A 26,125-nucleotide genomic window follows, 5' to 3' on the forward strand; every position below is an offset into this window, starting at 1 on the left:
CAACCCCCTATAGTTTCGCGGAATAGGGGGACAACCCCCATACAGGCAGAAAGAACGAAGGGGGATGCGCGATGCGCTGTCCGTTTTGCGGCAATATCGACACTCAGGTAAAAGACAGCCGTCCAGCAGAAGACCACGTGTCGATCCGGCGCAGGCGGTTTTGCCCGGCTTGCGGTGGCCGGTTCACGACATATGAACGCGTGCAGTTGCGCGATCTGGTCGTCATCAAGTCCAACGGCAAACGCGAAGATTTCGACCGCGACAAGCTGGAACGATCGATCCGCATCTCCATGCAAAAACGCCCCATCGATCCCGAACGCATTGATCAGATGATCTCCGGGATTGTGCGTCGCCTTGAATCCATGGGCGAAACGGACATCCAGTCCAAACAGATCGGCGAGATCGTGATGGAGGCGCTGCACCGTATCGACACGGTGGCCTATGTCCGCTTTGCGAGCGTGTACAAGAATTTCCAGGCGGCGGACGACTTTGACAAGTTCGTGCAAGAACTGCGTCCCGACACTCCCAGCGAAGAGTGACATCCGAAACGGACATCCGTTTCATGCGGCTGGCCCTGACCATCGGACGTCGGGGCCAGGGCCGTACCGCTCCTAATCCGGCCGTCGGCTGCGTGATCGTCAAGGACGGGCGCGTTGTCGGTCGTGGTTGGACACAGCCTGGCGGGCGACCCCATGCAGAGACCCAGGCGCTCTTGCAAGCGGGGCAGGCAGCGTACGGTGCTACCGCCTATGTCACGCTCGAACCCTGCGCCCATCACGGGCAGACGCCACCCTGCGCCGACGCTTTGGTCGCGGCAAAGGTCGCGCGCGTCGTCGTGGCGACGCAGGACAGTGATCCGCGGGTGAGTGGGGCGGGCCTGGAAATTCTGCGCGCGGCGGGCATTACGGTCGACGTGGGTGTATGCGCCGAAGTGGCGCAAGCCGACCACGCAGGGTTCTTTCTGCGAACAGAGCTGGGCCGCCCCTTCGTGACAATGAAACTGGCAAGCAGTTTTGACGGGCGTATCGCCACGGGCACAGGCGAAAGCCAATGGATCACGGGGCCTGACGCGCGCAAGATGGTACATCTGATGCGCGCGCGTCATGATGCGGTGATGGTAGGCGGCGGGACGGCCCGACAGGATGATCCGTCGCTGACGGTCCGGGGAATTGGCGACGTGTCCCAACCCGCCCGCGTGATCGTGTCGCGGCGTCTGGATGTGCCGCTGATGAGCAGTCTGGCACGCACCGCGCGCGAGGTGCCGGTCATCCTGTGTCATGGGCGCGACGCCGATCAGATGCTGCAAGACACATGGCGGGAACTGGGTGCCGTGCTGCTGCCTTGTGCGGCGCAGGGTGGGCACCTGGATCCGCTGGATGTGTTGCGCAACCTGGCCTCCCATGGGCTGACGCGCGTGTTCTGTGAAGGCGGCAGTGCGCTGGCCGCTTCACTGATCGAGGCGGACCTCGTCGACCAACTTGTCGGATTTACCGCCGGTGTCACGATCGGTGCCGAAGGGCTCCCCAATATTGGTGCGTTGGGTCTGGGCAAGTTGGGTGACGCCGCGCGGTTTTCGCTGCTCGAGACGCGTCCGGTCGGGCCGGATCTGTATCATTGCTGGACGCGGGAGCGCTAGCGCCACAGGTGCGCGCGACTGGCCAACGCACCTTGCAGTTTCGACAGCAATCGGTTGAGCGCGCCGGGATGCGGCACCGTCCCTTTGGAAAGCCTTTCCACGACCACTTCGACCGGACAGGCAAGGCCGGTCACCGGGTCGAAATAGCGCGGATAATCGATCAGCGTTGCGTGGACGAGACCAAGCAAGGGCACGTCCTCGCGGCGGCGGGGCGGAACCTCGCCGAGGTCGCGGGTCAGCCCCCAGCCTGCGTAAAACGGAGCGCCGGTCGTGACCACATGCACGCCGCGCAACAACGCCTCGAACCCTGTCAGGGACGTCATGGTCCACAGGGTGTCGACCTTCTCCAGCAGGGCCGTGATATCCGCAGTGTCAGCCACCACATCGACGAGGCCTGTGGCGTCGATACGGCCGGTGCGCAACCCGGCCTCGACATCCGGGTGGGGTTTGTAAATCACCGTCGCGTCCGGGTTGGCCGCCCGCGCCGCCTGTAACAGCGCCAGATTGGTCGCGATCTGGCCCGCTCCGAGTTTGATGGACGCGTCATCTTCGACCTGACCCACGACGAGGACACGGGGGCCGTCCGGCAGGTTTGGCACACTGCCACCCAGATTATATTTGCTGAGCGCGTTCCGCGTCAGAGCACTTGCCAACGCTTCGGCGCGCGCAATCTGGTCGGGGCGCATCGTTCGGCGCGCGCGGATCATATGCTCCAACCGGCTGGGTCCCGACGGATCATAGTAAATGCCCAGATCGTCCGTCACCAATGACAGGGGCGGTACCAGTTCCGCACCCAGCCCACGAGACCGCAGAAATCCATCCTCTACACGGACCGCGTCCTGATGCCCAACGTCTGCTTTACCGGCCCAGACCATCCATGGCCGACCTGCCGCGCGTGCCTTGGCAGGATTGTCTTCGAACAGCATGGGTGCGTGGTGACCGAACGCTTTCTGCAGTGGGCGGCGCTTCCACATGCGCATGCCGCTGGCGACCCATCCCATGTGGTCCTCGCGCCAGGCCCGCGTCTGGGCAGCCAACGTCTCGATGGCGGTCTCAAGCGCGCAGAGCTGGTCGCGGTAAGGATCGTACCATTTCGGGTACAGGATCATCGCGGCCGCAAAAAGCTGCGTGCGCGTAAGTGTTCGTTGCCGCCGCTGTACCGGAAACTCATCCTGCGTCAGCCCCCAGCCTGCATAAAATGGCTGTCCGAAAGTGCGGGGTTTGTGCCCGGCCATGATCGCCTCGAACCCGAGGCCGGAGGACACGGTGTAAACTCCGATGGCACCTTCAAGCAGCGCCCATGGGCTGACCGCGGTGTCGCACAGTTGGACCCGGTCGCTGATGTCCGCGTCGGAGAAATACCCCGATCGAAAGCCTTGAACCGTCTCGGGATGGGTCTTGATCAGGATTGGTGCGCCGGGGTTTTCGTCCTGTGCGACAAACAGCATCTCAAGGAACCGATTCCGATCCGCACCAGACGCCAAGACCGAAGCGTCGTCGCGGGTTTGGTCAATCACAAGAACATAGCCAGGTGCAGGCACAGGGGCATCGATGTCAAAGCCCGTGTATTTTGACAGATGTGCCTCTTTGATACGCGCAATGGCACCACGTGCCCGGTTGAGAAGGGCGGTGTGGTCAAGCGGGTGGCTCGCAAGCAAGTCTTCAAGGTCGGAAGGCTGCCGTGGATCAAAATGCGCGCCTTTGTGGTCAATCATCAGGCCCAGTGGTGGGTTACCTGCACGACCGGGAAAGACCGAACGCAGCAGCGCGTCCTCGACCGTGACAAGTGGCGCGTCGTAGCGGTCAGCAGCGGCAATTCCGCGATGTGCAGTGGGGGAATTGCCCCATATACCGACCAGATCGTCGGGGCCCGGTTTGCCCACGGATATGCGGTACCCGGCCAGCGTCAGAATGCGGCGCAAGCGGCGCTGGGTCAGGAACCCGCCGTTGTACACGAAAAGCCGCCGGACCTCTTCAGGCCCGGCGGCAGTGTCAAATCGTTCGGTCACGGCACTGCACCCGAGGTCAGTTGCCTGCGAGGCTGGACAACGTGTTGACCGATCCCAGTGGGCCGGTGAGGGCGCTGATGATCTTGGTGAACTGGGTGTACGGTGCTTCGGTCACATATATCGTGTCGGCATCGCGAATGACGAAATCACGTGCCTGAAACATGCCGTTGGGTTGCGTCAGGTCGAGAATATATACAAGCCGCTGCGCTCCAATCAGATCGTCCCGACCCAATACGACATTTGCCACCTCGGCAGGTTCATTCCGGAACACAAAGATCCCCGTGGGATCGGCAGTTGCCGATTGCAGGCCACCCACTTGGGCGATGGCTTCCAACGCGCTCAGCGTCTGACTTTCGAATGGCACGCGCGCTTGCCCACCGGTTGCACCGAGAGCGGTGAATGCGCGCGTGTCTTCTTCGACGAGAATCCGGTCGCCACCACGCAGGGCGATGTCCAGTTCCGGGTGATCATAGAGGTCCTGGAACCAGATCCTGCTGCGCATCGTGCCGCGAATGACAGTGATCTGGGCAATTTCCGGTTCGATGGTGACACCGCCCGCCCGTGCCAGCATGGTGGAGAGTGTCCGGGTTGGGCGTTCAATGGCATAGACGCCCTGACCGCCAACCGATCCAATCAGCGACACGGTGGACCCGTCGCCGGCCACACGGCGCACCTGCACCTGCGGATCGGGTGTCTGGTCTTCGAGTTTGGCGGTGATGATGCGGCGGATCGCGTCGGGTGTATTGCCCGCGGCACGGATGCGCCCGGCATAGGGAACAAAGATGAACCCGGCCCCATCGACCTGCACCTCTTCGAGAATTGTGGAGTTTTGCGCCTCGCCCGCGAGCAGCCCGTCGTCGACGTTCTCCCAGATCGTCAGGCCCAGAACGTCGCCGGGACGGATCGTGTCCGAACCGATCACACCGGCGTTGATGAATTCCTCGCTGAAGCCAAGGGCGGGGGTTACAGCCGTGGCACGTGTGACGCGGTCATTCACGGATACGATGAATGCGTCGCCGTCCTGCTGGACCGAGCCAGAGAAGATTTCGCGTTTGCTGGGTCCGACCTGCGGCAATCCACAGGATGACAGGATGCCTGCAACGGCCAAAACCGCGCTTACGCGCGCCAAGCTGAATGATTTGAAAATCACTGCTACGGTCTCCTCGACCTGTTCTTGTTCTGCCTCAAGGCGCAGGTTGTCCCGCACCATTTTTATTTTTTGCACCGGTTTTCCGGCGCTGATTTGGTGTCAAGTTACCGTAGCCGGACGATAAAATCTAGCCATAGGGGTAGTGGTCGTCAGTTCACCAACCGCAACTGTTGCCGTGGGGCCGCGGTGCCGGAGGCGAGCGCGTCATAGGGGTCTTCGGGCGACAGCATCATGTCGACGACCTGGCGCAGCAATTGGCGGCGGCCGCGCGCTGAATAGAAGCCACCCGGCAGCTGGCTGGTTTCAAGCAAGTAGCGGCGGTAGTCTTTGTAAGCGCGGTTGTCCGGTCGGGACGCGCCGGAAAAGAATTCCGGCAGGGGCTGGTCGCTCACGAATTCCGGTTTGGCAAACACCGCCCGTCCAAAAACCTTGAGCGGAATACCGCGCCAGAGCACTTGTTGGGCTGCGGTGGAATTGACGGTAACGGCGCTGCGTGCGTCGTTCAGAAGTTGCGCAAGCTTGCCGCCGCGCACGTAGTGAACCCGGCCCTTGAGCCCATGCGTCCGCGTCAATTCGCGGATGGTACGGCGAATCGGCGACCGGCCGTCTTCCAGCGGGTGCGCCTTGATGACCATGTGATGATGTCCCGGCGCCCCTTCGGCAAATCCGCGGATCACCAATTCGAGGAATTCGGTCATGCTGTCGAAAGGCGAATGCTGCTGAAAGCTGCTGTCGTGTTCCAGCTGCAGAAGCGCGAGATGGTAGGGGAAGCCGCCATAGCGGATGCGCAGCGTCGCCTGCATGCGGTCCAGCATGTGAAACGGCATCAGCAGAAGACGTTGCAGGTACAGCTTGAATTCGTGCGCGACGGACAGCGCCCGATGCGGTTGGAAATTGCGGTAGTCACCATTTCGGAACAGGACAAACCAGTGATAAAGAGCGCCGTAGAACACGTGTTGGCGCATGTCGCCCCAGTGCCCCGGCGGCAGCGGTGCCTCCATGTCCGACATGGCGAGGGCGGCCTGCATCTGTTCAACGCTCATGTCCATGAGGCGCGAATTCCCGTTGGTGCCGCCCCGCTCATATGTCACCCAGTAAGGGCGCATGTAGCCTTCTTCGAAGACGTGGACCGTGATGCCGCGCCGCTTGGCTTCTGCCACGGCCTGGGCGTGGATCGGGCGCACGTCGCCGTAAAGCACGATATCGGTCACGCCCCTGGATGTAATCAGATCGACGAAAGTATCGGACCAGTCAGCGACCTTGCCGCGATAGGGTATATAGCTGCGCGGGTGGAACCAGAAAGCGCGGTCGCCTGCGTTGAAGCCAACGCGCCACACGGTCGCACCGGCCCGCCGCAGCATCGCGCCCAATCGGTGGAAAAACGGTCCGTGGGGGCCCTGAAGGAACAGGAAAACCCTGGATTTCGGCGCGTGAAGTGTCATCTGGTTCCTGATACGGGGCATTGGTTTACCTAAGATGAACACCTGACTGGGGCAGATTTATGGCTCAAGTGGGAAAAATCCGCAATGCGCGACCCTCTTGCCCTTGCGGTGTGGCATCGCTACCTCGGACGCGGCAGCAAAGGATGACCTCATGTTCACTGGCATCATTACCGATATCGGCACCGTGTCCGACCTCAAGCAAGAAGGCGACCTGCGCGCGCGGATCCGGACGAGCTATGACACGTCGGGTATCGACATGGGGGCGTCGATCGCCTCGGACGGCGTGTGTTTGACAGTGATCGATCTTGGCCCCGATTGGTATGATGTGCAGATCAGCGCAGAGACGGTCTCGAAAACCAATATTTCCAATTGGGTCGAGGGCAGCCGTGTCAATCTTGAAAGGGCCCTGCGGGTCGGGGACGAGTTGGGTGGGCATATCGTGTCGGGCCATGTGGACGGGGTGGCCGAAGTCGTGTCGGTCACGGATGAAGGCGGCAGTACACGGGTTCAGTTGCGCGCCCCGGATGATCTGGCGCGATTCATCGCACCCAAGGGATCGGTGGCTTTGAACGGGACATCACTGACCGTGAACGAGGTGCAGGGGGCCGTTTTCGGCATCAATTTCATCCCGCACACCAAGGAGGTGACCACGTGGGGTGACGTGGCTGTGGGAGACGCCGTGAACCTCGAGATTGACACGCTTGCCCGCTACGTCGCGCGACTGGCCGAGCAGGTGTGATCCAACGGACAGGCCTTGCGGCCTGACGCGATGCTTGGCGCATGGGTTTGGGTGTGCTCGCATTCCGTGACGGGAAGAGTTTGTTGACAGCCTGCAGGGCACAGGGTTTGTGCGAGGTGCGCCACTGGTATTGGGCCGCGCGATCCTCTATGTCGCAGGCACGATTTTTGCGAAGGTGATCCATGAGCTTTGAAACCCCAGGTCCGGTCGAGACTGACCTTGCGGCTGCGATTTCTCCGATCGAGGAGATCATCGAAGAGGCGCGCGTCGGACGCATGTTCATCCTCGTGGATCATGAGGATCGCGAGAACGAAGGGGATCTGGTGATCCCTGCGAATTTCGCCGACGCGGCAGCCGTCAACTACATGGCGACCCATGGGCGAGGGTTGATCTGTGTCACGTTGCCGGCCGAACGGATCGATGCGCTGGGCCTGCCGATGATGGCCACGCACAATTCGTCGCGGCATGAGACCGCGTTTACCGTATCCGTCGAGGCGCGGGAGGGCGTGTCCACCGGCATTTCGGCGGCGGACCGCGCCTTGACGATTTCAACGCTTGTAAACCCACAGGCGACGGCCGCTGATCTGGCGACGCCCGGCCATGTGTTCCCGTTGCGCGCGCGCAAGGGCGGCGTGTTGGTGCGTGCAGGTCACACAGAGGCGGGGTGCGACGTTGCGCGGCTTGCCGGGCACTATCCCAGCTCGGTCATCTGCGAGATCATGAACGAGGACGGGTCGATGGCGCGCTTGCCCGACCTCGTGCAATACGCCCGTGCCCATGACCTCAAGATCGGCACGATTTCTGATCTGATTTCCTATCGCAGACGGCATGATAACTTGGTGGTGGAAACAGACCGGCGGACGGTATCGTCGCAGCATGGCGGCGCATGGGATATGCGCATCTTTACGGATCAGACCTATGGGATCGAACATGTCACATTGTCCAAAGGCGATCTGACAACGGATGAGCCGGTGCTCGTCCGGACACATGCGTTGGCAGAGGTGACAGATATCCTCGGGCTGAGCGACAAGCCGGTGGGTGAATTGCCGCGTGCGATGGAGCTGATTGCCGCGGAAGGGCGCGGCGTTGTGTGTTTGTTCCGAGAGCCGCGCAAGTCGCTATTCACGGACGAGGACGCAGGGCCGCGCATAGTAAAAAACACCGGGCTGGGCGCGCAAATGCTGTCGAATATGGGCCTGACCCGGTTGATCCTTCTGACGGACAGCCCACGCACCACCTATATGGGCATCGACGCATACGGGCTTGAGATCGTCGGCACCCGCCCCATCCTCGGAGAGAACTGATGGCTTCCATTGAACATCACGTGCTGGACCGTCCCAGCTTTGACACGCCGGTCAAACTGCTGATTGTTGTGTCACCCTACTACAAGCAAATCGCTGACAACCTGGTGGCCGGTGCCAAGGCGGAGATCGAGGCGGCAGGTGCCACATGGGATCTGGTGGAAATGCCGGGTGCTTTGGAAATACCCACTGCCATCGGGATCGCGGAGCGGATGTCGAACTTTGACGGCTATGTTGCGCTGGGCTGTGTCATTCGCGGAGAGACAACGCATTATGAAACGGTGTGCAACGACAGTTCGCGCGCCCTTCAGTTGCTGGGCCTTCAGGGGCTGTGTATCGGCAACGGCATTCTGACGGTGGAAAACACCGGACAGGCCGAGGTGCGCGCGGATCCGGCCATGCAGAATAAAGGGGGTGGTGCGGCGGCTGCGGCCTTGCACCTGATCGCACTCAGCCGTAAGTGGGGCCGCTCCAGCAAGGGGGTTGGTTTCAAACCCGCCTCCGAATATCAGCTGGCCGAAAACACAGGACCCAGCATCGCATGACGACCCTCTCGGGCAACCAGAAACGCAAGATGCGCTCGGCGGCGCGGCTTTATGCCGTGCAGGCGCTGTTCCAGATGGAGCAGACGGCGCAAACGGTCGATCAGATCAAGGTCGAATTCATGGACCACCGGTTCGGTGCATCCTATGAGGGCGACGAGATGACCGAGGGCGATCCGGACCACTTTGCCCGTGTCATGGATGATGCGGTCAACTATCAGGCGCCGATTGACCAGATGACGGACCGTGCATTGGTTGCCAAATGGCCCATCGCACGCATCGATCCGACCCTGCGCGCCCTGTTCCGCGCCGCCGGTGCGGAATTTCGCGACAGCGGTACGCCGCCCAAGGTTGTCATTGTCGAATATGTCGAGGTGGCGCGCGCGTTCTTTCCCGAGGGCAAGGAGCCGAAATTCGTAAATGCCGTTCTGGATCATATGGCGCGCGAGGCCCGGCCCGAGGCGTTCTGACCCGGTGAACTGCGAGCTGCATGCCATTGTGGCTGGCGTCATCGGGTTGTCGGGCGTAGCGTGATCGGTGAAGTCGCGAAAAGGCCAAGCCATGTCTCCCAACACCTTTGGTGCGCTGTTGATGATGGCATCAATGGCCTGCTTTACCTTTAATGATGTACTGATCAAGCTGACCGATGGTGCTGTTCCGCTAGGGCAAATGCTGATGTTGCGGGGCGCGCTCTCCGTTTTGTTGATCGTTGTGTTTGCGCGGTGGTTGGGACGGATCCGGCTGCGCCTGTCCCGGCCTGACTGGATCCGGGTCGGGGTACGTTCCGCGGCCGAAATCGGGGCTGCCTATTTCTTTATCTCCGCCTTGTTGAACATGCCTATCGCCAATGTGACGGCCATTCTGCAGGTGCTGCCACTGACCGTGGCGGTCAGCGCTGCTGTAGTGTTCGGCGAACCGCTGGGGTGGCGACGGATGATCGCAATTGCCATCGGCTTCGGGGGCATGTTGCTGATCGTCCGCCCCGGTGCCGACGGGTTTTCGATCTGGTCCGTCTATGGCTTGTGTGCCGTGGCCTGCGTCACTGCGCGGGATCTCGCGACGCGTGGCCTCAGCGCCGATGTCCCGACCCTGTCGGTCACCCTGATTGCCGCGCTGAGCATGACGACGTTCTTTGGCCTTTATTCGCTGTCCGAACCTTGGGTGGCTCTTTCACCGCGCCTTGCGGGGTTGATCGTCGGGGCCGCGTTTCTGATCGTTGGGGCCTATTGGTTTTCGGTGCAGGTCATGCGCGTGGGCGAGATCGGATTTGTCGCACCCTTCCGCTACATGGGTTTGGTCTTTGCGCTGATCCTCGGCTTTGTCGTCTTTGGCGACTGGCCCAGTGGTCTGACACTGTTGGGCGCGGGTATCGTCGTCGCGACGGGGCTCTTTACACTCTACCGCGAATGGGCGTTGTCACAACGCTGAGAATGCGCCGCGGATAGTGTCCGCACTGATGTTGAACCGCTCTTGCAGCATCGTTTCACCCGCCTTGTCCATCGGTGCGAGTTTATGGGGGCGCGCCGACGGGCCCTGACGCGAGTCGTTGAATGCGTTGTGGCCCCGCAGCAGCATGGGTGGCGTGTCGGTCAGCGTGACGCAGGTCATCCGCTCGCCCAGCTTGTGATGCGCAAAATTCATGATTGTCTGCCGCATGCCCGGCTGTACCATCAGGGCGAGGCCGGCCGTTTGAAAGGGGGCCGTGGTCTCGATCGCATCAACCCCGTGCGCTCCGGCCTTGACGATGAAGCCCCGGTTGAAATCAATTGCGACAAGCTTCTCTCGCTTGGCCAGAGGGGCGATGTCCTGAGCGACGGACCGTAGCCGTTCAACGAAATCTACCGACACCGCATCGTCGTCATCCATCCGGAACTGCAAGCAGGGCAGACCATCATCAAAGCGGACCGAGTTGATCACTTGTTTCATGATCGGGCGATGCTGCGCGGGGGGGTGTTCCTGCACGATGGCTTGCGGGACGTCGTCCAAGGCCGCTTCCAGCCTGTCGCGATAATGCCCCGGCAGGCTTTCGCCGACGACCACCACGAGGGTGAACAGAGGGTCAGTTTGCGCCTTGAGGGGGGGCAGCATGAGCGTTTCAAAGGTCGCAAACCGTTCCTCCATGCGCTCGGGCGCATAGAGGTAATCCAGTTTTTTCTGAAAGTCGTCAAAGTCGACCTGAAATCCACCGATGGCCGGGTAGGAAAAGCGGCAAAGGCCGATCACCTGCATGTCAAAACGCCTTTAAAAACCTGCCTCTTCTCACGCGGACCATGCATCACCCGTGGCGTGCTGTGCAAGCCACGCGTGCTGTTGACAGCACCTCCGACTCCCCCTATACGCCCGCTATCTCGGGACCGGAGTTTGTACCGGAGACCGAAATCAGAACCGAAGTGGACACGATCCGGCCTTTGCATTGGCCCGATCCTCTGGAAACCCACCGCGTCGCCCCTGACGGGAGCGATTGCGGTTTTTGCGCTTTCGTGGACGCACGGGAGTGAGGAATTGAAACCGCGGGGCCGCCCCGCATGACACATGTGTTGATGAGACGGGGAAAGAACCTGCAATGCCAACGATCCAACAGCTGATCCGCAAACCGCGGCAGCCCAAAGTAAAACGCTCCAAGTCGCTGCACCTTGAGGGGAACCCCCAAAAGCGCGGCGTGTGCACACGCGTATATACAACGACACCGAAGAAGCCGAACTCGGCCATGCGGAAGGTTGCCAAGGTGCGCCTGACCAATGGTTTCGAGGTCATCAGCTACATTCCCGGTGAAAGCCACAACCTGCAGGAACACTCTGTTGTTCTGATCCGCGGCGGTCGTGTCAAAGACCTTCCCGGTGTGCGCTACCACATCCTGCGCGGTGTTCTGGATACTCAGGGCGTCAAAGATCGTAAGCAACGTCGTTCGAAATACGGCGCCAAGCGCCCCAAATAAGGAGAGCAGCCGATGTCACGTCGTCACGCCGCCGAGAAACGCGAAGTCCTGCCCGACGCCAAGTATGGCGATAAGGTTCTGACCAAGTTCATGAACAACCTGATGGTCGATGGCAAGAAATCGACCGCCGAGCGCATCGTCTACAACGCGTTCGACCGGGTTGAGTCCAAGATCAAACGCGCCCCCGTAGAAGTGTTCCACGAAGCGCTGGACAACATCAAACCCTCCGTCGAAGTGCGTTCGCGCCGCGTCGGTGGTGCCACCTACCAGGTGCCTGTTGAAGTTCGTCCCGAGCGCCGCGAAGCGCTGGCCATCCGCTGGTTGATCACCGCCAGCCGCGGCCGCAACGAAAACACGATGGAAGAACGCCTCGCCGGCGAGCTGCTTGATGCGGTTCAGTCCCGCGGCACTGCCGTGAAGAAGCGCGAAGACACACACAAGATGGCCGACGCCAACAAAGCGTTCAGCCATTACCGTTGGTAATCCAGACACCCTGAGGAAGCAGCCCCATGGCACGCGAATATCCGCTCGACCGCTACCGCAACTTTGGCATCATGGCGCACATTGATGCCGGCAAGACCACATGTTCGGAACGCATTCTGTATTACACAGGCAAGTCCCACAACATCGGTGAGGTGCACGATGGTGCGGCCACCATGGATTGGATGGAGCAAGAGCAGGAGCGTGGCATCACGATCACGTCGGCTGCGACCACCACGTTCTGGGAGCGCACCGAGGACGGCACCACCGCCGACACGCCCAAGCACCGGATGAACATCATCGACACGCCCGGCCACGTGGACTTCACCATTGAAGTCGAGCGTTCGCTGGCTGTTCTCGACGGCGCCGTTGCCGTTCTGGACGCCAACGCCGGTGTTGAGCCGCAGACCGAAACCGTGTGGCGTCAGGCTGACCGCTACAAGGTGCCGCGCATCGTCTTCGTCAACAAGATGGACAAGATCGGCGCGGACTTCTTTAACTGCGTGCACATGATCAAGGACCGCACGGGCGCCACGCCTGCGCCGATCCAGATCCCGATCGGTGCTGAGACCGAGCTGGAAGGCATGATCGACCTGGTCACCATGGAAGAGTGGGTCTGGGCCGGTGAAGACCTTGGTGCGACATGGGAAAAACGTCCCATCCGCGACAGCCTGAAGGACACCGCAGACGAGTGGCGTGCCAAGCTGGTCGAGACCGCCGTCGAAATGGACGACGATGCGATGATGGAATACCTCGAAGGCAACGAGCCTGACGAGGAAACCCTGCGCAAGCTGATCCGTGCCGGCACTCTAGCGATCAAATTCATCCCCGTTCTGTGTGGTTCTGCCTTCAAGAACAAGGGTGTGCAGCCGCTGCTGAACGCCGTGATCGACTATCTGCCCAGCCCGCTGGACGTTGTCGACTACATGGGCTTCAAACCCGGTGACGAGACAGAGACACGGGACATCGCACGCCGTGCTGACGACGACATGGCCTTTGCCGGTCTGGCGTTCAAAATCATGAACGACCCCTTCGTTGGCTCTCTGACCTTTACTCGCATCTACTCGGGCACTTTGGAGAAGGGCGCGACGCTGCTCAACGCGACCAAAGGCAAGAAAGAGCGCGTTGGTCGGATGATGATGATGCACTCGAACGACCGTGAGGAAATCACGGAAGCATTCGCGGGCGACATTATCGCGCTGGCGGGTCTGAAAGACACCACAACGGGTGACACATTGTCCGCCGTGAACGACCCTGTCGTTCTGGAAACGATGAACTTTCCCGATCCGGTGATCGAGATCGCGGTTGAGCCCAAGACAAAAGCCGACCAAGAGAAAATGTCTCAGGGTCTGGCCCGTCTGGCCGCCGAAGATCCGTCCTTCCGCGTGGAAACTGACCTGGAATCCGGTCAGACCATTATGAAAGGTATGGGTGAACTTCACCTCGACATCCTGGTTGATCGCCTCAAGCGCGAGTTCAAGGTTGAAGCGAACATCGGTGCCCCACAGGTGGCTTATCGCGAAACCATCGGTCACGAAGTCGAACACACCTATACCCACAAGAAACAGTCGGGTGGATCTGGTCAGTTTGCCGAAGTGAAGATGATCATCTCTCCGACAGAGCCGGGCGAAGGTTACTCTTTCGAGAGCCGCATCGTTGGTGGTGCCGTTCCCAAGGAATACATCCCCGGTGTTGAAAAGGGTATTCAGTCAGTCATGGACTCCGGTCCGCTTGCTGGCTTCCCCGTGATCGACTTCAAGGTTGCCTTGATCGATGGCAAGTTCCACGACGTTGACTCCAGCGTTCTGGCCTTTGAAATCGCGGCCCGCATGGGCATGCGCGAAGGCATGAAGAAAGCTGGCGCCAAGATGCTGGAACCGATCATGAAGGTCGAAGTTGTGACGCCCGAAGAGTACACCGGTGGCATCATCGGCGACCTCACATCGCGTCGCGGTCAGGTGCAGGGTCAGGATACGCGCGGCAATGCCATCGCGATCGACGCCTTCGTGCCGCTGGCCAACATGTTCGGCTACATCAACACCTTGCGGTCGATGTCGTCGGGTCGTGCGAACTTCACCATGCAGTTCGACCACTACGAAGCCGTGCCCCAGAACATCAGCGACGAGATCCAGGCGAAATTTGCGTAATTCCAGCGGTGGGCAGATTGCCCACCCTACCAACCCCGTAGGGTGGGCAATCTGCCCACCGCGACACGAGACAAAGAAGGAGCTTTGCAATGGCAAAGGAAAAGTTTGAGCGTACGAAACCGCACGTTAACATTGGCACGATTGGTCACGTTGACCACGGCAAGACGACGCTGACGGCGGCGATCACGAAGTATTTTGGCGACTTCCAGGCCTATGACCAGATCGACGGCGCGCCCGAAGAGAAGGCCCGCGGGATCACCATTTCGACTGCGCACGTGGAATACGAGACCGAAGCGCGCCACTACGCCCACGTCGACTGCCCCGGCCACGCCGACTACGTCAAGAACATGATCACCGGTGCCGCGCAGATGGACGGCGCGATCCTGGTTGTGAACGCGGCTGACGGCCCGATGCCCCAGACCCGCGAGCACATCCTGCTGGGCCGCCAGGTGGGCATCCCCACGATGGTCGTGTTCATGAACAAGGTGGACCAGGTCGACGACGAAGAGCTGCTGGAGCTGGTCGAGATGGAAATCCGCGAGCTGCTGGACTCCTATGAGTACCCCGGCGACGATATCCCCGTCATCCCCGGTTCGGCCCTGGCGGCGATGGAAGGCAACAACCCCGAGATCGGCGAAGAAGCGATCCGCAAGCTGATGGCGGCCGTGGACGAATGGATCCCGACGCCCGAGCGCGCCGTGGACCAGCCCTTCCTGATGCCTGTCGAAGACGTGTTCTCGATCTCCGGTCGCGGTACGGTTGTGACTGGCCGTGTCGAGCGTGGCGTGATCAACGTGGGCGACGAGATCGAAATCGTCGGCATCAAGGACACGCAGAAAACGACCTGCACGGGCGTTGAAATGTTCCGCAAGCTGCTGGACCGCGGTGAAGCGGGCGACAACATCGGCGCGCTGCTGCGCGGCATCGACCGTGAAGCGGTTGAGCGTGGCCAGGTTCTGTGCAAGCCGGGTTCGGTGACGCCCCACACCAAGTTCGAGGCCGAGGCCTACATCCTGACCAAGGAAGAGGGTGGCCGTCACACGCCGTTCTTCGCCAACTACCGTCCGCAGTTCTACTTCCGGACGACGGACGTGACGGGCACGGTTGTTCTGGCCGAGGGCACGGAGATGGTGATGCCGGGTGACAACGTGTCGTTTGGCGTTGAGCTGATCGCCCCGATCGCGATGGAAAACGGCCTGCGCTTTGCGATCCGCGAAGGCGGCCGCACCGTCGGCGCCGGCGTCGTGTCGAAAATCACCGAGTAAGCCGGGAATACGCCGAAACGCTCTGGGTGCCCTGTCGGGGCACCCACCAAAAACAAGACGCGACGAGGGGTGTCGATGAGCGGCGCTCCTCCTCTCCGTTCAAAGCCCGAATAAGGGAATACGAAAATGGCAGTCCAAAGCCAAAATATTCGCATTCGTCTGAAGGCGTTTGACTACCGTGTGCTGGATGCGTCCACGCAGGAAATCGTCAACACTGCCAAGCGGACAGGTGCCTCCGTGCGCGGCCCCATTCCGCTGCCGAACAAGATTGAAAAATTCACTGTTCTGCGCGGCCCGCACGTCGACAAGAAATCCCGTGACCAGTTCGAGATCCGCACGCACAAGCGTCTGCTCGACATCGTTGATCCGACCCCCCAGACCGTGGACGCGCTGATGAAGCTCGACCTGGCCGCTGGTGTGGACGTCGAGATCAAGCTGCAATCGTAAGGAGGGTATGGATATGCGCTCTGGAATTCTCGCAAAGAAAGTCGGCATGACCCGGCTGTTCATGGAAGACGGCAAGCAGATCCCTGTGACCGTTCTTCAATTGGACGGCCTGCAGGTTGTCGGCAACCGGACATCGGACAAAGACGGATACACCGCCGTCACTTTGGGCGCAGGTAGCCCCAAGGTGAAGCGCGTGAGCCAAGCCATGCGCGGCCACTTCGCCGCACAAAAGGTTGAGCCCAAGCGCAAGCTGGTCGAATTCCGCGTGACTGAAGACAACCTGATCAACGTAGGCGAGGAAATCTCGGCCGAACACTTTTTGGAAGGTCAGAAAGTGGACGTCAGCGGCACCTCGATTGGTAAAGGTTTTGCCGGTGCCATGAAACGCCACAACTTTGGCGGTCTGCGGGCCTCGCACGGTGTGTCGATTTCGCACCGTTCGCACGGGTCTACCGGTCAATGTCAGGACCCCGGCAAGGTCTTCAAAGGCAAGAAAATGGCAGGTCACATGGGCGCCGCCCGCGTGACAACGCAGAACCTTGAAGTTGTGAAAACGGACGCAGATCGCGGCCTGATCATGATCAAGGGCGCTGTGCCCGGCTCCAAAGGTGGCTGGGTCACTGTCAAAGACGCCGTGAAAAAGAAACTGCCCGATGGCGTGCCGTTCCCGGCCGCTCTGAAATCGGCTGCGGCCCCGGCTGAAGAAGCCCCCGTGGAAGGTGGTGAAGAATGAAACTTGACGTGATCAAACTGGACGGCGGAACTGCTGGTTCTGTCGAGCTGAGCGAAGACCTCTTTGGTCTTGAGCCCCGCGCTGACATCCTGCACCGGATGGTCCGCTGGCAGCGTAACAACGCGCAGCAGGGCACGCACAAGGTCAAGACGCGCTCGGAAACCAGCTACTCGACCAAGAAGATCTATCGCCAGAAGGGCACCGGCGGCGCACGCCACGGTGACCGCAACGCGCCGATCTTCCGCAAGGGTGGCATCTACAAGGGTCCGACGCCGCGTTCGCACGGCCACGACCTGCCCAAGAAGTTCCGCAAGCTGGGTCTCAAGCACGCGCTGTCGGCCAAGGCCAAGGCAGGCGAGCTGGTGATCATCGAGGACGCGACTTCGGCAGGTAAAACCGCCGCTCTGGCCAAACAGGTCAAGGACCTGGGCTGGAAGCGTGCGCTGGTGATTGACGGGGCTTCGGTGAACGAAGATTTCCTGAAAGCATCGCGCAACATCGAAGGTCTGGATATCCTGCCGACGATGGGTGCAAACGTATATGACATCCTCAAGCGTGACACATTGGTGATCACGAAGGCGGGTGTCGAAGCACTGGAGGCTCGCTTGAAATGAGTGCCAAGGCAGAACATTACGACGTGATCCGCAAGCCGATCATCACCGAGAAAGCAACGATGGCCTCTGAGGCCAATGCGATTGTGTTCGAAGTGGCGATGGATAGCAACAAGCCCATGATCAAAGAGGCCGTTGAGGCGTTGTTTGGTGTGAAGGTGAAGGCTGTGAACACGACCATCACGAAGGGCAAAGTCAAGCGCTTCCGTGGTCAGTTGGGCAAGCGCAAGGACGTCAAAAAGGCGTATGTGACGCTTGAAGAAGGCAACACGATCGACGTGAGCACCGGTCTTTGATTGGGGCCGAGGGTGACCTCGTGCGTCTGAAATTTTTCGAACCTCGGCTGCGTTAGCGGCCGGGGTTTTTTCTTTGAGTAGCGTAGGCAGAGTTATGGGGATCAAGCTGTTTTTGTTCGCGCTCTTCGGGTATTTATTCTCTGTCAGCTACAGCTTCGCTGAAGGCGAACAAATGTGTCCACTTGATCGGCGCATTTACGAAACGGGCGAATTTGAACTTGTTTTTGCAACACTTTCGAAAAGTGCTCCTGCGCATCAAAGTAGTACGATGCAGCCCTTTTTGATCAAGCATACCCATACAGGCATGCAGATATCGGGGCTTATTCGGTATTCTCTGGGTTATAGTTTGCCGCATGTATCACTGGACGAATGCAGTATGGTCGGTGCTGCAAAGCAGGACAATTGCAAGGAAGTGTATCTTGGGGTCATCTATACTTTGGACGGTGTAAACACAGCTCCGGGCTATGGGGCTAGTGACGTTACGCCTCCTTTGTTGCTGATACCGATGCTTAAACGATTCTTCTATTATCGTGCATGGCAGTTTGCGAACCGCGGAGATCATGTGGTTCTACCAGATGATGTATTGAAATATTCTGGATGCCGATAAATTTGTATCGTTGATAACCCGCCCGGAACCAAGCCAAAGGCGCCGGGCGAGCGCCTGACCGTTCCGGCGGTCTGGCGCTATGCTAACCGTCCGCTGCCCGCTGATATCTGGGGATGTGCTTGGCTGCCATTAAGCACTCCGTTCCAGCGTTGCAGCGCCAAACCACGGTCAGGCGCGCTCCCGGCTTGTGTTGCACGGATTGAAGCGCTCGCTGGCGAAGGAGTTTTGCCTCGATACACTTGACCCCACCGCCCTGCCTTTATACACGCACCCATCGGCACTGCCCCGGATTCGTCCGGGGCTTTGTCTTTGTTCGAAAGAACACTTCAAGTCGGGCACCTACGGGGGCCTATAACCAGAGCGGCCCGTGGGTCGCGAGACAGCAAAACGGAAGACAGCAATCATGGCACTCAAGTCGTATAAGCCGACGACGCCGGGCCAGCGTGGGCTGGTACTGATCGACCGTTCGGAGCTTTGGAAAGGCCGCCCGGTCAAGTCCCTCACCGAAGGGTTGACCAAGAATGGCGGACGGAACAACACCGGACGGATCACGATGCGCCGCAAAGGCGGCGGGGCAAAGCGTCTCTATCGGATCGTCGATTTTCGTCGGAACAAAATGGATGTGGCGGCAACCGTCGAACGCATCGAATATGACCCCAACCGCACCGCGTTCATCGCGCTGGTCAAATACGCCGACGGCGAGCAGGCATACGTGCTGGCACCGCAGCGTCTGGCCGTCGGGGACAGCATCATTTCGTCGGCCAAGGCCGACATCAAGCCCGGTAACGCGATGCCCTTCAGCGGCATGCCCATCGGGACGATCATTCACAACATCGAACTGAAGCCCGGCAAGGGTGGTCAGATCGCGCGTGCCGCCGGCACCTACGCCCAGTTTGTGGGCCGCGATGGTGGCTACGCCCAGATCCGCCTGTCTTCGGGCGAACTGCGTTTGGTCCGTCAGGAATGCATGGCCACCGTTGGTGCCGTGTCCAACCCCGACAACTCCAACCAGAACTACGGTAAAGCGGGCCGCATGCGTCACAAGGGCATCCGCCCAAGTGTTCGTGGTGTCGTTATGAACCCGATCGATCACCCGCACGGTGGTGGTGAAGGCCGGACATCGGGTGGTCGCCACCCTGTGTCCCCATGGGGCAAGCCCACAAAGGGTGCCCGCACCCGCAACAAGAACAAAGCGTCGCAAAAGCTGATCATCCGCTCGCGTCACGCCAAGAAGAAAGGGCGCTAATATGTCTCGCTCTGTTTGGAAAGGCCCGTTTGTCGACAGCTATGTGCTGAAGAAAGCGGAAGCGTCGCGCGAGTCGGGACGCAACGAAGTCATCAAGATCTGGTCCCGTCGCTCCACCATTCTGCCCCAGTTCGTGGGTCTGACCTTTGGTGTATATAACGGCCAGAAGCATATTCCCGTGAACGTGTCCGAAGAGATGATCGGCCAGAAGTTCGGTGAATATTCGCCCACGCGGACCTATTACGGTCACGCCGCTGACAAGAAGGCGAAACGCAAATGAGCAAGGATAAGAATCCACGCCGCGTGGCGGACAATGAAGCGATGGCGAAGACACGCATGCTGCGTACCTCTCCGCAAAAGCTGAACCTGGTCGCCCAGATGATCCGTGGCAAGAAGGTGGACAAGGCCCTGACGGACCTCACCTTCTCGAAAAAGCGGATCGCGCAGGACGTCAAGAAGTGCCTGCAATCGGCCATCGCCAATGCTGAAAACAACCACAACCTGGATGTGGACGAGCTGATCGTCGCAGAAGCCTGGGTTGGCAAGAACCTGACCATGAAACGTGGGCGCCCCCGGGCGCGCGGCCGCTTCGGCAAGATCATGAAGCCGTTCGCTGAAATCACGATCAAAGTGCGTCAAGTCGAGGAGCAAGCCTGATGGGAAATAAAGTCAATCCGATTGGCATGCGCCTTCAGGTGAACCGCACCTGGGACAGCCGCTGGTATGCCGACACGAAGGACTACGGAGATCTTCTGCTGGAAGACCTGAAAATCCGTGAGTTCATCAAGAAAGAGTGTCATCAGGCCGGTGTTGCCCGTGTGATCATCGAACGTCCGCACAAAAAGTGCCGCGTCACGATCCACACAGCGCGCCCTGGTGTCATCATCGGCAAGAAAGGTGCAGACATCGAAGGTCTGCGCAAGAAGCTGGCCAAGCTGACCGACAGCGAGCTGCACCTCAACATCGTTGAAGTGCGCAAGCCCGAGCTGGACGCAGCCCTGGTGGGTGAAAGCATTGCACAACAGCTGGAGCGCCGGGTGTCTTTCCGCCGCGCCATGAAACGTGCCGTGCAGAACGCCATGCGTATGGGTGCCCTGGGCATCCGTGTGAACGTCGCGGGCCGCCTTGGCGGTGCCGAGATCGCGCGGACCGAGTGGTATCGCGAGGGCCGCGTGCCCCTGCACACCCTGCGGGCCGACATCGATTACGCACACGTCGAGGCGACGACTGCCTATGGTATCATCGGGATCAAGACTTGGATCTTCAAAGGTGAAATCATGGAGCACGACCCCCAGGCGCGTGACCGTAAAGCACAAGAACTCCAGGATGGTCCTGCGCCCCGTGGCGCTGGTGGCCGTCGCTAAAGGAGGGCATTTAGATGCTTCAACCAAAGCGTACCAAGTTCCGTAAGCAGTTTAAGGGCTCGATCAAGGGCAAGGCAAAGGGCGGGTCCGACCTGAACTTTGGCACCTACGGCCTGAAGGCTCTGGAACCAGAGCGGGTCACGGCCCGTCAGATCGAAGCCGCGCGTCGTGCGATGACGCGTCACATGAAACGTCAGGGCCGGGTCTGGATCCGGATCTTCCCCGATGTTCCAGTGACCGCCAAACCGATCGAAGTGCGGATGGGTAAAGGTAAGGGCTCGGTCGACCGGTGGGCGGCCAAGGTCAAACCCGGCCGCGTGATGTTCGAGATCGACGGCGTGAATGACGACATCGCGCGCGAAGCTTTGCGTCTGGCGGCGATGAAGTTGCCGATCAAGACACGCGTGGTCGTTCGCGAGGACTGGTAAGCTGATTGCGCCCCATCGGGGCGCAATCCGTGCGCGGCAGGGTATTTGCCATAGGCAAATGCACGAGAGCGGCACCCGGTAGAGATTAAGAGCCCCCGGCGTGAGAGCGTCGGGGGTTGTTGTTTTTCCGCACCTGTTCGAATTGTAGAAAAATACTTCAAAACTGTAGATAAATCGAAATCATCTTGTCGCGGCGGTCGGGAACTGACTACAAGCGGAGCCAGGAGCTCAAACATCATTCTATAGCGAGGAATGGGCATGGAGTTCTGGACTACCCTTAGAGAAGCAGAGTTGAACCTGTTCTTTATGTCGGGCAGCGGATTAGGTGCCTTGCTGCTGGCGGTCGTGGCCTTGGCCGTCGTTTTGCGCAGTCGCCGAGGCCAAAGCTTGACTGCTTTGCTCAAAGCATTGCCAACATCTCGTAAAAGCAGCGATTGAATTTTGCCCAGCTGGGCAACCAGCCCGGCCAGCGCCCGTCCGACCTCCCCCCGGAGGGCGGGCGCTATGTCGATGCCTGTTCTGAACGGTTGTGCTGCGCTTGTCGGTGAGGGATCTCTTAGTTCAGATGCCCTCCAGGTCGGTCGGGCGCTGACTCGCTTCTGAGGTGGTGCAAAGTGCATAGGCGCGGAATCAAGGCCGCAGGCCGCCGCGCCATCGACAGGCCACCCCCGGGCCTGTCGATTGGGTGATGTCTGCGCGTCGCTCGACCGAAAGATGTGTTTGGCTGCCATAAAGTGCTGCAGAACCAGTGTTGGATCGACAGACCGTGGCCATTCAATGGCGCGGCTCGGGGCATCGGTCGGATGGGTACGCTGAGCAGCGAATTCACACCCTACGGCTCTAATCCCAACCGTAGTTAAAGCTCACCGACACCCGCTCGTCCTCGGCCATGTTCATCGGGACCTCGTGGCGCAGCCAGCTTTCCCATAGCAGCACATCCCCCACGGACGGCTTGGCATAAAAGAACTGGCGCAATTCTTCGGGTGCATCGTTCGTTCGCCCGGGAGAGGCCATCATCATAGGCAGGCGGGGATCTTCGAGCTTCAGCGCCGAAGTCCCTTCGGGCATCGCCACGTAGGTCGTGCCGGAGATCACCGAGTGCGGATGGATATGGCCTGTGTGGATGCCGCCCTCGGGCAGGATGTTGATCCAGATGCTGTCCAGCTTCAGCGCCTTGTCGCCGAGGTCAAAGGCCAAGTCGTGTGCAAAGGCGGCGACGTGGGCGTCGAGTGCCTTGACCAGATCGGCGAAGATCGGGAAGCGCCAGGGCAGGTCGTCAAGCGACGCATAGGACGTGTAGCCGGGATAGCCTTGCGCCTCGCACCAGTCATGGCCAGCTTCGTCATCCTCGGCGATAGCATAACAGTGTTGCTCCAGAGCGTCCGGATCAACCTTGGGGGCGAACTCGGACAGGGGCGCGTGGTAGAGGCGGGTGGCGAATAGCGATGTGATGGTACTCATGAGATTGGATGTAGTCGACCGAGCCCCCGTTTGCGACATGAAATTAACGGGATGCGTATCCAGATGTTGTGGGTCATCATGCACCCGGGCGCAGACCCGTCGCACCCACGTTTTTCTTTGTGGCAAAGGGGTTGCCATAAGCGCGGTGCGCCCATATACGGCCCCTCTATTCACCCACTCCACGGGAATCGGTGTCACGTCTTTGGCGGCACCCTCGTGATGTTGAAAGGAAAAAGGCGATGAACGCCCAGGAACTTCGGGATAAAACCCCGGACCAGCTGCGTGATGAGCTGGCCAATCTGAAGAAAGAAGCCTTCAACCTGCGTTTCCAGCAGGCCACAGGTCAACTTGAGAACCCGGCGCGTCTGCGCTCGGTCCGTCGTGATGCTGCGCGTGTCAAGACGATCCTCAACGAACAAGCCGCCAAAGCGGCCGAATAAGGAGAGCACGAAATGCCCAAGCGTATCCTGTCTGGCGTCGTGACCTCCGACGCAAACGCACAAACAGTCACCGTGTCCGTCGAGCGCCGCTTTACGCATCCGGTTCTGAAGAAGACCATTCGTAAGTCCAAGAAATACCGGGCGCACGATGAAAAGAATGCCTTCAAGGTTGGTGACGCCGTTCGCATCATTGAATGCGCACCGAAATCGAAGACAAAACGCTGGGAAGTGCTGGAGGCGTAAGCCGCCGGCGCTTTCGCGCATTAATCGAAACCCTGGGGATCTGGCACGCATCGCCCCCCAAAGGTCGGGAGAAACCAAATGATCCAGATGCAAACCAACCTGGATGTTGCTGACAACAGCGGCGCGCGCCGTGTGCAGTGCATCAAGGTTCTGGGTGGTTCCAAGCGTAAGTACGCATCCGTCGGCGACATCATTGTCGTCTCGGTCAAGGAAGCCATCCCACGTGGTCGCGTAAAGAAAGGTGACGTCCGCAAGGCCGTCGTCGTACGCACCGCCAAAGAAGTTCGTCGTGACGATGGCACCGCCATCCGTTTCGACCGCAACGCCGCCGTCATCCTGAACAACAATAACGAGCCCGTGGGTACACGTATCTTTGGCCCGGTTGTGCGCGAATTGCGTGGCAAGAACTTCATGAAAATCATCTCGCTGGCGCCGGAGGTGCTCTAAGATGGCTGCGAAACTGAAAAAAGGCGACAAGGTCGTCGTGCTGACCGGCAAGGACAAGGGCAAAGAGGGTACAATCTCTTCCGTTGATCCCAAGTCGAACAAGGCAGTGGTCGATGGCATCAACATCGCCATCCGCGCCACCCGTCAGACCCAGCAAAGCCAGGGCGGCCGCATCCCCAAAGCGATGCCGGTTGATCTGAGCAACATCGCGCTGCTGGATGCAAATGGCAAACCCACGCGCGTTGGTTTCAAAATGGACGGCGACAAGAAAGTCCGCTTTGCCAAGACAACAGGGGACGTGATCTGATGCTCGACACTGCAAACTACACCCCCCGTCTGAAAACGCAGTACGTGGACACCATCCGCGCCGCGATGAAGGAAGAGTTCGGCTACAAGAACGACATGCAGATCCCGCGTCTGGACAAGATCGTTCTGAACATCGGCTGTGGTGCCGAAGCCGTGCGTGACAGCAAGAAAGCCAAATCGGCACAGGAAGATCTGACGGCCATCGCCGGCCAGAAGGCCCTGACCACCAAGGCCAAGAAATCCATCGCCGGTTTCCGCGTTCGCGAAGACATGCCGCTGGGTGCCAAGGTGACGCTGCGCGGCGATCGCATGTATGAATTCCTGGACCGTCTGATCACCATCGCTCTGCCCCGCGTTCGCGACTTCCGCGGCGTTCCCGGCACATCGTTTGATGGCCGTGGTAACTATGCCATGGGTATGAAAGAGCACATCGTTTTCCCCGAGATCGACTTCGACAAGGTTGATGAGACCTGGGGGATGGACATCGTGATCACCACGACCGCCGACAATGATGCCGAAGCAAAAGCCTTGCTGAAGCATTTCAACATGCCCTTCAACTCGTAAGCGCAGAGGAAAAAGATATGGCTAAAAAATCCATGATCGCGCGCGAAGTGAAGCGCGAAAAGCTGGTGAAGAAGTACGCCGCCAAGCGTGCGGAGCTCAAAGCAATCATCAGCGATGAAAGCAAACCGATGGAAGAGCGTTTCCGCGCGTCGCTGAAGCTGGCAAAACTGCCCCGCAACAGCAGCGCCACGCGTCTCCACAACCGTTGCCAGCTGACAGGTCGTCCGCATGCGTATTACCGCAAGCTGAAGATCAGCCGGATCGCTCTGCGGGAGCTTGGCTCCGCAGGTCAGATCCCCGGCCTCGTGAAATCCAGCTGGTAAGGGAGAGATACTCATGAACGATCCTATCGCAGATATGCTCACCCGCATCCGCAACAGCCAAATGCGCGGCAAATCCGTGGTATCGACGCCTGCGTCGAAACTGCGTGTGCGCGTGCTCGAAGTGCTGGCGGACGAAGGCTACATCCGTGGTTTCGAAGAAATCACCGGTGACGATGGCCACCCGGCCATCGAGATCAGCCTCAAGTACTATGAGGGCGAGCCCGTTATTCGTGAACTCAAGCGCGTGTCCAAGCCTGGCCGTCGCGTGTATATGGGTGTCGGTGACATTCCTCAGGTCCGTCAGGGTCTGGGCGTGTCGATTGTCTCCACCTCCAAGGGTGTGATGTCGGATGCAAACGCACGTGCGGCCAATGTTGGCGGCGAAGTGCTTTGCACGATCTTCTAAGGAGAACAGCAGATGTCTCGTATTGGTAAGAAACCGGTCGATCTGCCTTCGGGTGTATCCGCATCCGTCTCCGGGCAGACGATCGAAGTGAAGGGCCCTAAGGGGACCCGCAGCTTTACGGCCACCGACGACGTGACCCTCAAGGTCGAAGACAATGTCGTTTCAATCGAGCCCCGCGGCAAGTCCAAGCGCGCGCGCCAGCAGTGGGGCATGTCCCGCACGCAGGTGCAGAACTGCGTTGTCGGCGTGACCGAAGGGTTCAAGAAAGAGCTGGAGATCCAGGGTGTGGGTTACCGGGCCACGATGCAGGGCAATACGCTCAAGCTGAACCTCGGCCTGTCGCACGACGTGGATTACACAGCCCCCGAGGGTGTCACCGTGACCGCCCCCAAACAGACCGAAATCGTTGTCGAAGGCATCGATCAACAGCTGGTTGGTCAAGTTGCGGCCAACATCCGCGAGTGGCGCAAGCCCGAGCCCTACAAGGGCAAAGGCATCCGCTATAAGGGCGAATTCATCTTCCGTAAGGAAGGCAAGAAGAAGTAAGGACCAGACAG

35 protein-coding genes are annotated in these 26,125 nt (G+C 59.8%); 30 read left to right on the top strand and 5 right to left on the bottom strand.

The window, feature by feature from the left end; all coding sequences use genetic code 11:
* The first annotated feature begins 71 nt into the window (after positions 1 to 71).
* Both nrdR and ribD read left to right on the top strand, forming a co-directional pair.
* Complete coding sequence (gene nrdR / locus Q0949_RS02960; RefSeq protein ID WP_299141995.1) at positions 72 to 539, top strand: transcriptional regulator NrdR; 468 nt, start codon at positions 72 to 74, stop codon at positions 537 to 539.
* On the top strand, positions 536 to 1,636 hold the full coding sequence (ribD, locus tag Q0949_RS02965; protein ID WP_299368363.1) for a bifunctional diaminohydroxyphosphoribosylaminopyrimidine deaminase/5-amino-6-(5-phosphoribosylamino)uracil reductase RibD: 1,101 nt from the start codon (positions 536 to 538) through the stop codon (positions 1,634 to 1,636). The genes nrdR and ribD overlap by 4 nt, the downstream gene beginning before the upstream one ends.
* On the opposite strand, the gene Q0949_RS02970 is transcribed toward ribD, so the two are convergent.
* From Q0949_RS02970 to Q0949_RS02980, 3 genes are all read right to left on the bottom strand, one after another.
* The gene (locus Q0949_RS02970) at positions 1,633 to 3,645 is read right to left on the bottom strand and encodes a capsular polysaccharide biosynthesis protein (RefSeq protein WP_299368366.1); all 2,013 of its coding nucleotides are present in this window, start codon (positions 3,643 to 3,645) and stop codon (positions 1,633 to 1,635) included. The two genes, ribD and Q0949_RS02970, sit on opposite strands and share 4 nt — an antisense overlap.
* A gap of 16 nt (positions 3,646 to 3,661) precedes the next feature.
* The gene (locus Q0949_RS02975; RefSeq protein ID WP_299368369.1) at positions 3,662 to 4,870 is read right to left on the bottom strand and encodes a polysaccharide biosynthesis/export family protein; all 1,209 of its coding nucleotides are present in this window, start codon (positions 4,868 to 4,870) and stop codon (positions 3,662 to 3,664) included.
* Between the two features lie 74 nt (positions 4,871 to 4,944).
* On the bottom strand, positions 4,945 to 6,237 hold the full coding sequence (locus tag Q0949_RS02980; RefSeq protein ID WP_299368373.1) for a capsule biosynthesis protein CapA: 1,293 nt from the start codon (positions 6,235 to 6,237) through the stop codon (positions 4,945 to 4,947).
* A gap of 151 nt (positions 6,238 to 6,388) precedes the next feature.
* Between Q0949_RS02980 and Q0949_RS02985 the strand changes: the two genes are divergently transcribed.
* The 5 genes from Q0949_RS02985 (at position 6,389) to Q0949_RS03005 (ending at position 10,247) form a co-directional block, all read left to right on the top strand.
* A complete protein-coding gene (locus Q0949_RS02985) occupies positions 6,389 to 6,976 on the top strand; it encodes a riboflavin synthase (RefSeq protein WP_299368376.1) in 588 nt (195 codons plus the stop codon).
* A 182-nt stretch (positions 6,977 to 7,158) separates the two neighbouring features.
* Entirely contained in the window at positions 7,159 to 8,280 is a 1,122-nt protein-coding gene (gene ribB, locus Q0949_RS02990; RefSeq protein ID WP_299368379.1) for a 3,4-dihydroxy-2-butanone-4-phosphate synthase, read from the top strand.
* Positions 8,280 to 8,822: a 6,7-dimethyl-8-ribityllumazine synthase gene (locus tag Q0949_RS02995; protein WP_299368382.1), complete on the top strand. Its 543-nt coding sequence runs from the start codon at positions 8,280 to 8,282 to the stop codon at positions 8,820 to 8,822. Before ribB ends, Q0949_RS02995 begins: the two co-directional genes overlap by 1 nt.
* Positions 8,819 to 9,289: a transcription antitermination factor NusB gene (gene nusB / locus Q0949_RS03000; protein WP_299368385.1), complete on the top strand. Its 471-nt coding sequence runs from the start codon at positions 8,819 to 8,821 to the stop codon at positions 9,287 to 9,289. The genes Q0949_RS02995 and nusB overlap by 4 nt, the downstream gene beginning before the upstream one ends.
* Positions 9,290 to 9,380: 91 nt before the next feature.
* A complete protein-coding gene (locus Q0949_RS03005; protein ID WP_299368388.1) occupies positions 9,381 to 10,247 on the top strand; it encodes a DMT family transporter in 867 nt (288 codons plus the stop codon).
* Here Q0949_RS03005 and Q0949_RS03010 read toward each other — a convergent pair.
* Positions 10,236 to 11,048 (bottom strand): putative rhamnosyl transferase, encoded by an 813-nt coding sequence (locus tag Q0949_RS03010; protein ID WP_299368391.1) that lies wholly within the window; start codon positions 11,046 to 11,048, stop codon positions 10,236 to 10,238. The genes Q0949_RS03005 and Q0949_RS03010 overlap by 12 nt on opposite strands.
* Positions 11,049 to 11,382: 334 nt before the next feature.
* Between Q0949_RS03010 and rpsL the strand changes: the two genes are divergently transcribed.
* The 15 genes from rpsL to Q0949_RS03085 all read left to right on the top strand — a co-directional run bounded on the left by rpsL (position 11,383) and on the right by Q0949_RS03085 (position 21,816).
* Positions 11,383 to 11,754, top strand: a complete 372-nt coding sequence (gene rpsL, locus Q0949_RS03015; RefSeq protein WP_024809820.1) for a 30S ribosomal protein S12 — start codon at positions 11,383 to 11,385, stop codon at positions 11,752 to 11,754.
* Between the two features lie 12 nt (positions 11,755 to 11,766).
* Positions 11,767 to 12,237 (top strand): 30S ribosomal protein S7, encoded by a 471-nt coding sequence (gene rpsG / locus Q0949_RS03020; RefSeq protein ID WP_076628880.1) that lies wholly within the window; start codon positions 11,767 to 11,769, stop codon positions 12,235 to 12,237.
* A 26-nt stretch (positions 12,238 to 12,263) separates the two neighbouring features.
* The gene (gene fusA, locus Q0949_RS03025) at positions 12,264 to 14,381 is read left to right on the top strand and encodes an elongation factor G (RefSeq protein WP_299368395.1); all 2,118 of its coding nucleotides are present in this window, start codon (positions 12,264 to 12,266) and stop codon (positions 14,379 to 14,381) included.
* An 89-nt stretch (positions 14,382 to 14,470) separates the two neighbouring features.
* Positions 14,471 to 15,646, top strand: a complete 1,176-nt coding sequence (gene tuf / locus Q0949_RS03030) for an elongation factor Tu (RefSeq protein ID WP_299368235.1) — start codon at positions 14,471 to 14,473, stop codon at positions 15,644 to 15,646.
* 126 nt (positions 15,647 to 15,772) lie between these two features.
* The gene (gene rpsJ / locus Q0949_RS03035; RefSeq protein ID WP_195819727.1) at positions 15,773 to 16,093 is read left to right on the top strand and encodes a 30S ribosomal protein S10; all 321 of its coding nucleotides are present in this window, start codon (positions 15,773 to 15,775) and stop codon (positions 16,091 to 16,093) included.
* A 13-nt stretch (positions 16,094 to 16,106) separates the two neighbouring features.
* Entirely contained in the window at positions 16,107 to 16,826 is a 720-nt protein-coding gene (gene rplC, locus Q0949_RS03040; protein ID WP_299368398.1) for a 50S ribosomal protein L3, read from the top strand.
* Entirely contained in the window at positions 16,823 to 17,440 is a 618-nt protein-coding gene (gene rplD / locus Q0949_RS03045; RefSeq protein WP_299368401.1) for a 50S ribosomal protein L4, read from the top strand. Before rplC ends, rplD begins: the two co-directional genes overlap by 4 nt.
* The gene (locus Q0949_RS03050) at positions 17,437 to 17,733 is read left to right on the top strand and encodes a 50S ribosomal protein L23 (protein ID WP_299368404.1); all 297 of its coding nucleotides are present in this window, start codon (positions 17,437 to 17,439) and stop codon (positions 17,731 to 17,733) included. Before rplD ends, Q0949_RS03050 begins: the two co-directional genes overlap by 4 nt.
* Before the next feature lie 94 nt (positions 17,734 to 17,827).
* On the top strand, positions 17,828 to 18,340 hold the full coding sequence (locus tag Q0949_RS03055; protein WP_299368406.1) for a hypothetical protein: 513 nt from the start codon (positions 17,828 to 17,830) through the stop codon (positions 18,338 to 18,340).
* A 403-nt stretch (positions 18,341 to 18,743) separates the two neighbouring features.
* Positions 18,744 to 19,586 (top strand): 50S ribosomal protein L2, encoded by an 843-nt coding sequence (rplB, locus tag Q0949_RS03060; protein WP_299368409.1) that lies wholly within the window; start codon positions 18,744 to 18,746, stop codon positions 19,584 to 19,586.
* Position 19,587: 1 nt separating this feature from the next.
* A complete protein-coding gene (rpsS, locus tag Q0949_RS03065; RefSeq protein WP_299142453.1) occupies positions 19,588 to 19,866 on the top strand; it encodes a 30S ribosomal protein S19 in 279 nt (92 codons plus the stop codon).
* Positions 19,863 to 20,243, top strand: a complete 381-nt coding sequence (gene rplV / locus Q0949_RS03070; RefSeq protein ID WP_299210808.1) for a 50S ribosomal protein L22 — start codon at positions 19,863 to 19,865, stop codon at positions 20,241 to 20,243. Before rpsS ends, rplV begins: the two co-directional genes overlap by 4 nt.
* Positions 20,243 to 20,950, top strand: coding sequence for a 30S ribosomal protein S3 (gene rpsC, locus Q0949_RS03075; protein ID WP_299368412.1), 708 nt, complete (start codon positions 20,243 to 20,245; stop codon positions 20,948 to 20,950). Before rplV ends, rpsC begins: the two co-directional genes overlap by 1 nt.
* Before the next feature lie 14 nt (positions 20,951 to 20,964).
* Positions 20,965 to 21,378, top strand: a complete 414-nt coding sequence (gene rplP, locus Q0949_RS03080) for a 50S ribosomal protein L16 (protein WP_299368415.1) — start codon at positions 20,965 to 20,967, stop codon at positions 21,376 to 21,378.
* A gap of 258 nt (positions 21,379 to 21,636) precedes the next feature.
* The gene (locus Q0949_RS03085) at positions 21,637 to 21,816 is read left to right on the top strand and encodes a hypothetical protein (RefSeq protein ID WP_299368418.1); all 180 of its coding nucleotides are present in this window, start codon (positions 21,637 to 21,639) and stop codon (positions 21,814 to 21,816) included.
* Positions 21,817 to 22,218: 402 nt separating this feature from the next.
* Here the strand turns inward: Q0949_RS03085 and Q0949_RS03090 are convergent, their stop codons facing one another.
* The gene (locus Q0949_RS03090; protein ID WP_299368422.1) at positions 22,219 to 22,839 is read right to left on the bottom strand and encodes a TIGR02466 family protein; all 621 of its coding nucleotides are present in this window, start codon (positions 22,837 to 22,839) and stop codon (positions 22,219 to 22,221) included.
* 239 nt (positions 22,840 to 23,078) lie between these two features.
* On the opposite strand from Q0949_RS03090, the gene rpmC reads away from it, so the two are divergent.
* The 8 genes from rpmC to rplF all read left to right on the top strand — a co-directional run bounded on the left by rpmC (position 23,079) and on the right by rplF (position 26,114).
* Complete coding sequence (rpmC, locus tag Q0949_RS03095) at positions 23,079 to 23,279, top strand: 50S ribosomal protein L29 (protein WP_076630311.1); 201 nt, start codon at positions 23,079 to 23,081, stop codon at positions 23,277 to 23,279.
* 12 nt (positions 23,280 to 23,291) lie between these two features.
* The gene (gene rpsQ / locus Q0949_RS03100; RefSeq protein WP_299142429.1) at positions 23,292 to 23,522 is read left to right on the top strand and encodes a 30S ribosomal protein S17; all 231 of its coding nucleotides are present in this window, start codon (positions 23,292 to 23,294) and stop codon (positions 23,520 to 23,522) included.
* Positions 23,523 to 23,600: 78 nt separating this feature from the next.
* Positions 23,601 to 23,969, top strand: coding sequence for a 50S ribosomal protein L14 (gene rplN, locus Q0949_RS03105; protein WP_025045929.1), 369 nt, complete (start codon positions 23,601 to 23,603; stop codon positions 23,967 to 23,969).
* Between the two features lies 1 nt (position 23,970).
* On the top strand, positions 23,971 to 24,276 hold the full coding sequence (gene rplX / locus Q0949_RS03110) for a 50S ribosomal protein L24 (RefSeq protein ID WP_299142427.1): 306 nt from the start codon (positions 23,971 to 23,973) through the stop codon (positions 24,274 to 24,276).
* Positions 24,276 to 24,839 carry a 50S ribosomal protein L5 gene (rplE, locus tag Q0949_RS03115; protein WP_299368425.1) on the top strand — a complete coding sequence of 188 codons (564 nt, stop codon included), beginning with the start codon at positions 24,276 to 24,278 and terminating at the stop codon, positions 24,837 to 24,839. Before rplX ends, rplE begins: the two co-directional genes overlap by 1 nt.
* Positions 24,840 to 24,856: 17 nt before the next feature.
* Positions 24,857 to 25,162, top strand: a complete 306-nt coding sequence (gene rpsN, locus Q0949_RS03120; protein ID WP_299368428.1) for a 30S ribosomal protein S14 — start codon at positions 24,857 to 24,859, stop codon at positions 25,160 to 25,162.
* Positions 25,163 to 25,175: 13 nt separating this feature from the next.
* Entirely contained in the window at positions 25,176 to 25,568 is a 393-nt protein-coding gene (rpsH, locus tag Q0949_RS03125) for a 30S ribosomal protein S8 (RefSeq protein WP_299368431.1), read from the top strand.
* A gap of 12 nt (positions 25,569 to 25,580) precedes the next feature.
* Positions 25,581 to 26,114: a 50S ribosomal protein L6 gene (rplF, locus tag Q0949_RS03130; RefSeq protein WP_299368434.1), complete on the top strand. Its 534-nt coding sequence runs from the start codon at positions 25,581 to 25,583 to the stop codon at positions 26,112 to 26,114.
* Positions 26,115 to 26,125: the final 11 nt, after the last annotated feature.

The sequence above is a fragment of the uncultured Tateyamaria sp. genome (assembly GCF_947487805.1).
GTDB lineage: Bacteria > Pseudomonadota > Alphaproteobacteria > Rhodobacterales > Rhodobacteraceae > Tateyamaria.

Bases quoted from the DNA above. Each gene is read 5' to 3' on its own strand.
- nrdR (WP_299141995.1), top strand. From the start codon at position 72: ATGCGCTGTCCGTTTTGCGGCAATATCGACACTCAGGTAAAAGACAGC.
- Q0949_RS02980 (WP_299368373.1), bottom strand. From the start codon at position 6,237: ATGACACTTCACGCGCCGAAATCCAGGGTTTTCCTGTTCCTTCAGGGC.
- Q0949_RS02985 (WP_299368376.1), top strand. From the start codon at position 6,389: ATGTTCACTGGCATCATTACCGATATCGGCACCGTGTCCGACCTCAAG.
- ribB (WP_299368379.1), top strand. From the start codon at position 7,159: ATGAGCTTTGAAACCCCAGGTCCGGTCGAGACTGACCTTGCGGCTGCG.
- Q0949_RS02995 (WP_299368382.1), top strand. From the start codon at position 8,280: ATGGCTTCCATTGAACATCACGTGCTGGACCGTCCCAGCTTTGACACG.
- nusB (WP_299368385.1), top strand. From the start codon at position 8,819: ATGACGACCCTCTCGGGCAACCAGAAACGCAAGATGCGCTCGGCGGCG.
- Q0949_RS03005 (WP_299368388.1), top strand. From the start codon at position 9,381: ATGTCTCCCAACACCTTTGGTGCGCTGTTGATGATGGCATCAATGGCC.
- Q0949_RS03010 (WP_299368391.1), bottom strand. From the start codon at position 11,048: ATGCAGGTGATCGGCCTTTGCCGCTTTTCCTACCCGGCCATCGGTGGA.
- rpsL (WP_024809820.1), top strand. From the start codon at position 11,383: ATGCCAACGATCCAACAGCTGATCCGCAAACCGCGGCAGCCCAAAGTA.
- rpsG (WP_076628880.1), top strand. From the start codon at position 11,767: ATGTCACGTCGTCACGCCGCCGAGAAACGCGAAGTCCTGCCCGACGCC.
- fusA (WP_299368395.1), top strand. From the start codon at position 12,264: ATGGCACGCGAATATCCGCTCGACCGCTACCGCAACTTTGGCATCATG.
- tuf (WP_299368235.1), top strand. From the start codon at position 14,471: ATGGCAAAGGAAAAGTTTGAGCGTACGAAACCGCACGTTAACATTGGC.
- rpsJ (WP_195819727.1), top strand. From the start codon at position 15,773: ATGGCAGTCCAAAGCCAAAATATTCGCATTCGTCTGAAGGCGTTTGAC.
- rplC (WP_299368398.1), top strand. From the start codon at position 16,107: ATGCGCTCTGGAATTCTCGCAAAGAAAGTCGGCATGACCCGGCTGTTC.
- rplD (WP_299368401.1), top strand. From the start codon at position 16,823: ATGAAACTTGACGTGATCAAACTGGACGGCGGAACTGCTGGTTCTGTC.
- Q0949_RS03050 (WP_299368404.1), top strand. From the start codon at position 17,437: ATGAGTGCCAAGGCAGAACATTACGACGTGATCCGCAAGCCGATCATC.
- Q0949_RS03055 (WP_299368406.1), top strand. From the start codon at position 17,828: ATGGGGATCAAGCTGTTTTTGTTCGCGCTCTTCGGGTATTTATTCTCT.
- rplB (WP_299368409.1), top strand. From the start codon at position 18,744: ATGGCACTCAAGTCGTATAAGCCGACGACGCCGGGCCAGCGTGGGCTG.
- rpsS (WP_299142453.1), top strand. From the start codon at position 19,588: ATGTCTCGCTCTGTTTGGAAAGGCCCGTTTGTCGACAGCTATGTGCTG.
- rplV (WP_299210808.1), top strand. From the start codon at position 19,863: ATGAGCAAGGATAAGAATCCACGCCGCGTGGCGGACAATGAAGCGATG.
- rpsC (WP_299368412.1), top strand. From the start codon at position 20,243: ATGGGAAATAAAGTCAATCCGATTGGCATGCGCCTTCAGGTGAACCGC.
- rplP (WP_299368415.1), top strand. From the start codon at position 20,965: ATGCTTCAACCAAAGCGTACCAAGTTCCGTAAGCAGTTTAAGGGCTCG.
- Q0949_RS03085 (WP_299368418.1), top strand. From the start codon at position 21,637: ATGGAGTTCTGGACTACCCTTAGAGAAGCAGAGTTGAACCTGTTCTTT.
- Q0949_RS03090 (WP_299368422.1), bottom strand. From the start codon at position 22,839: ATGAGTACCATCACATCGCTATTCGCCACCCGCCTCTACCACGCGCCC.
- rpmC (WP_076630311.1), top strand. From the start codon at position 23,079: ATGAACGCCCAGGAACTTCGGGATAAAACCCCGGACCAGCTGCGTGAT.
- rpsQ (WP_299142429.1), top strand. From the start codon at position 23,292: ATGCCCAAGCGTATCCTGTCTGGCGTCGTGACCTCCGACGCAAACGCA.
- rplN (WP_025045929.1), top strand. From the start codon at position 23,601: ATGATCCAGATGCAAACCAACCTGGATGTTGCTGACAACAGCGGCGCG.
- rplX (WP_299142427.1), top strand. From the start codon at position 23,971: ATGGCTGCGAAACTGAAAAAAGGCGACAAGGTCGTCGTGCTGACCGGC.
- rplE (WP_299368425.1), top strand. From the start codon at position 24,276: ATGCTCGACACTGCAAACTACACCCCCCGTCTGAAAACGCAGTACGTG.
- rpsN (WP_299368428.1), top strand. From the start codon at position 24,857: ATGGCTAAAAAATCCATGATCGCGCGCGAAGTGAAGCGCGAAAAGCTG.
- rpsH (WP_299368431.1), top strand. From the start codon at position 25,176: ATGAACGATCCTATCGCAGATATGCTCACCCGCATCCGCAACAGCCAA.
- rplF (WP_299368434.1), top strand. From the start codon at position 25,581: ATGTCTCGTATTGGTAAGAAACCGGTCGATCTGCCTTCGGGTGTATCC.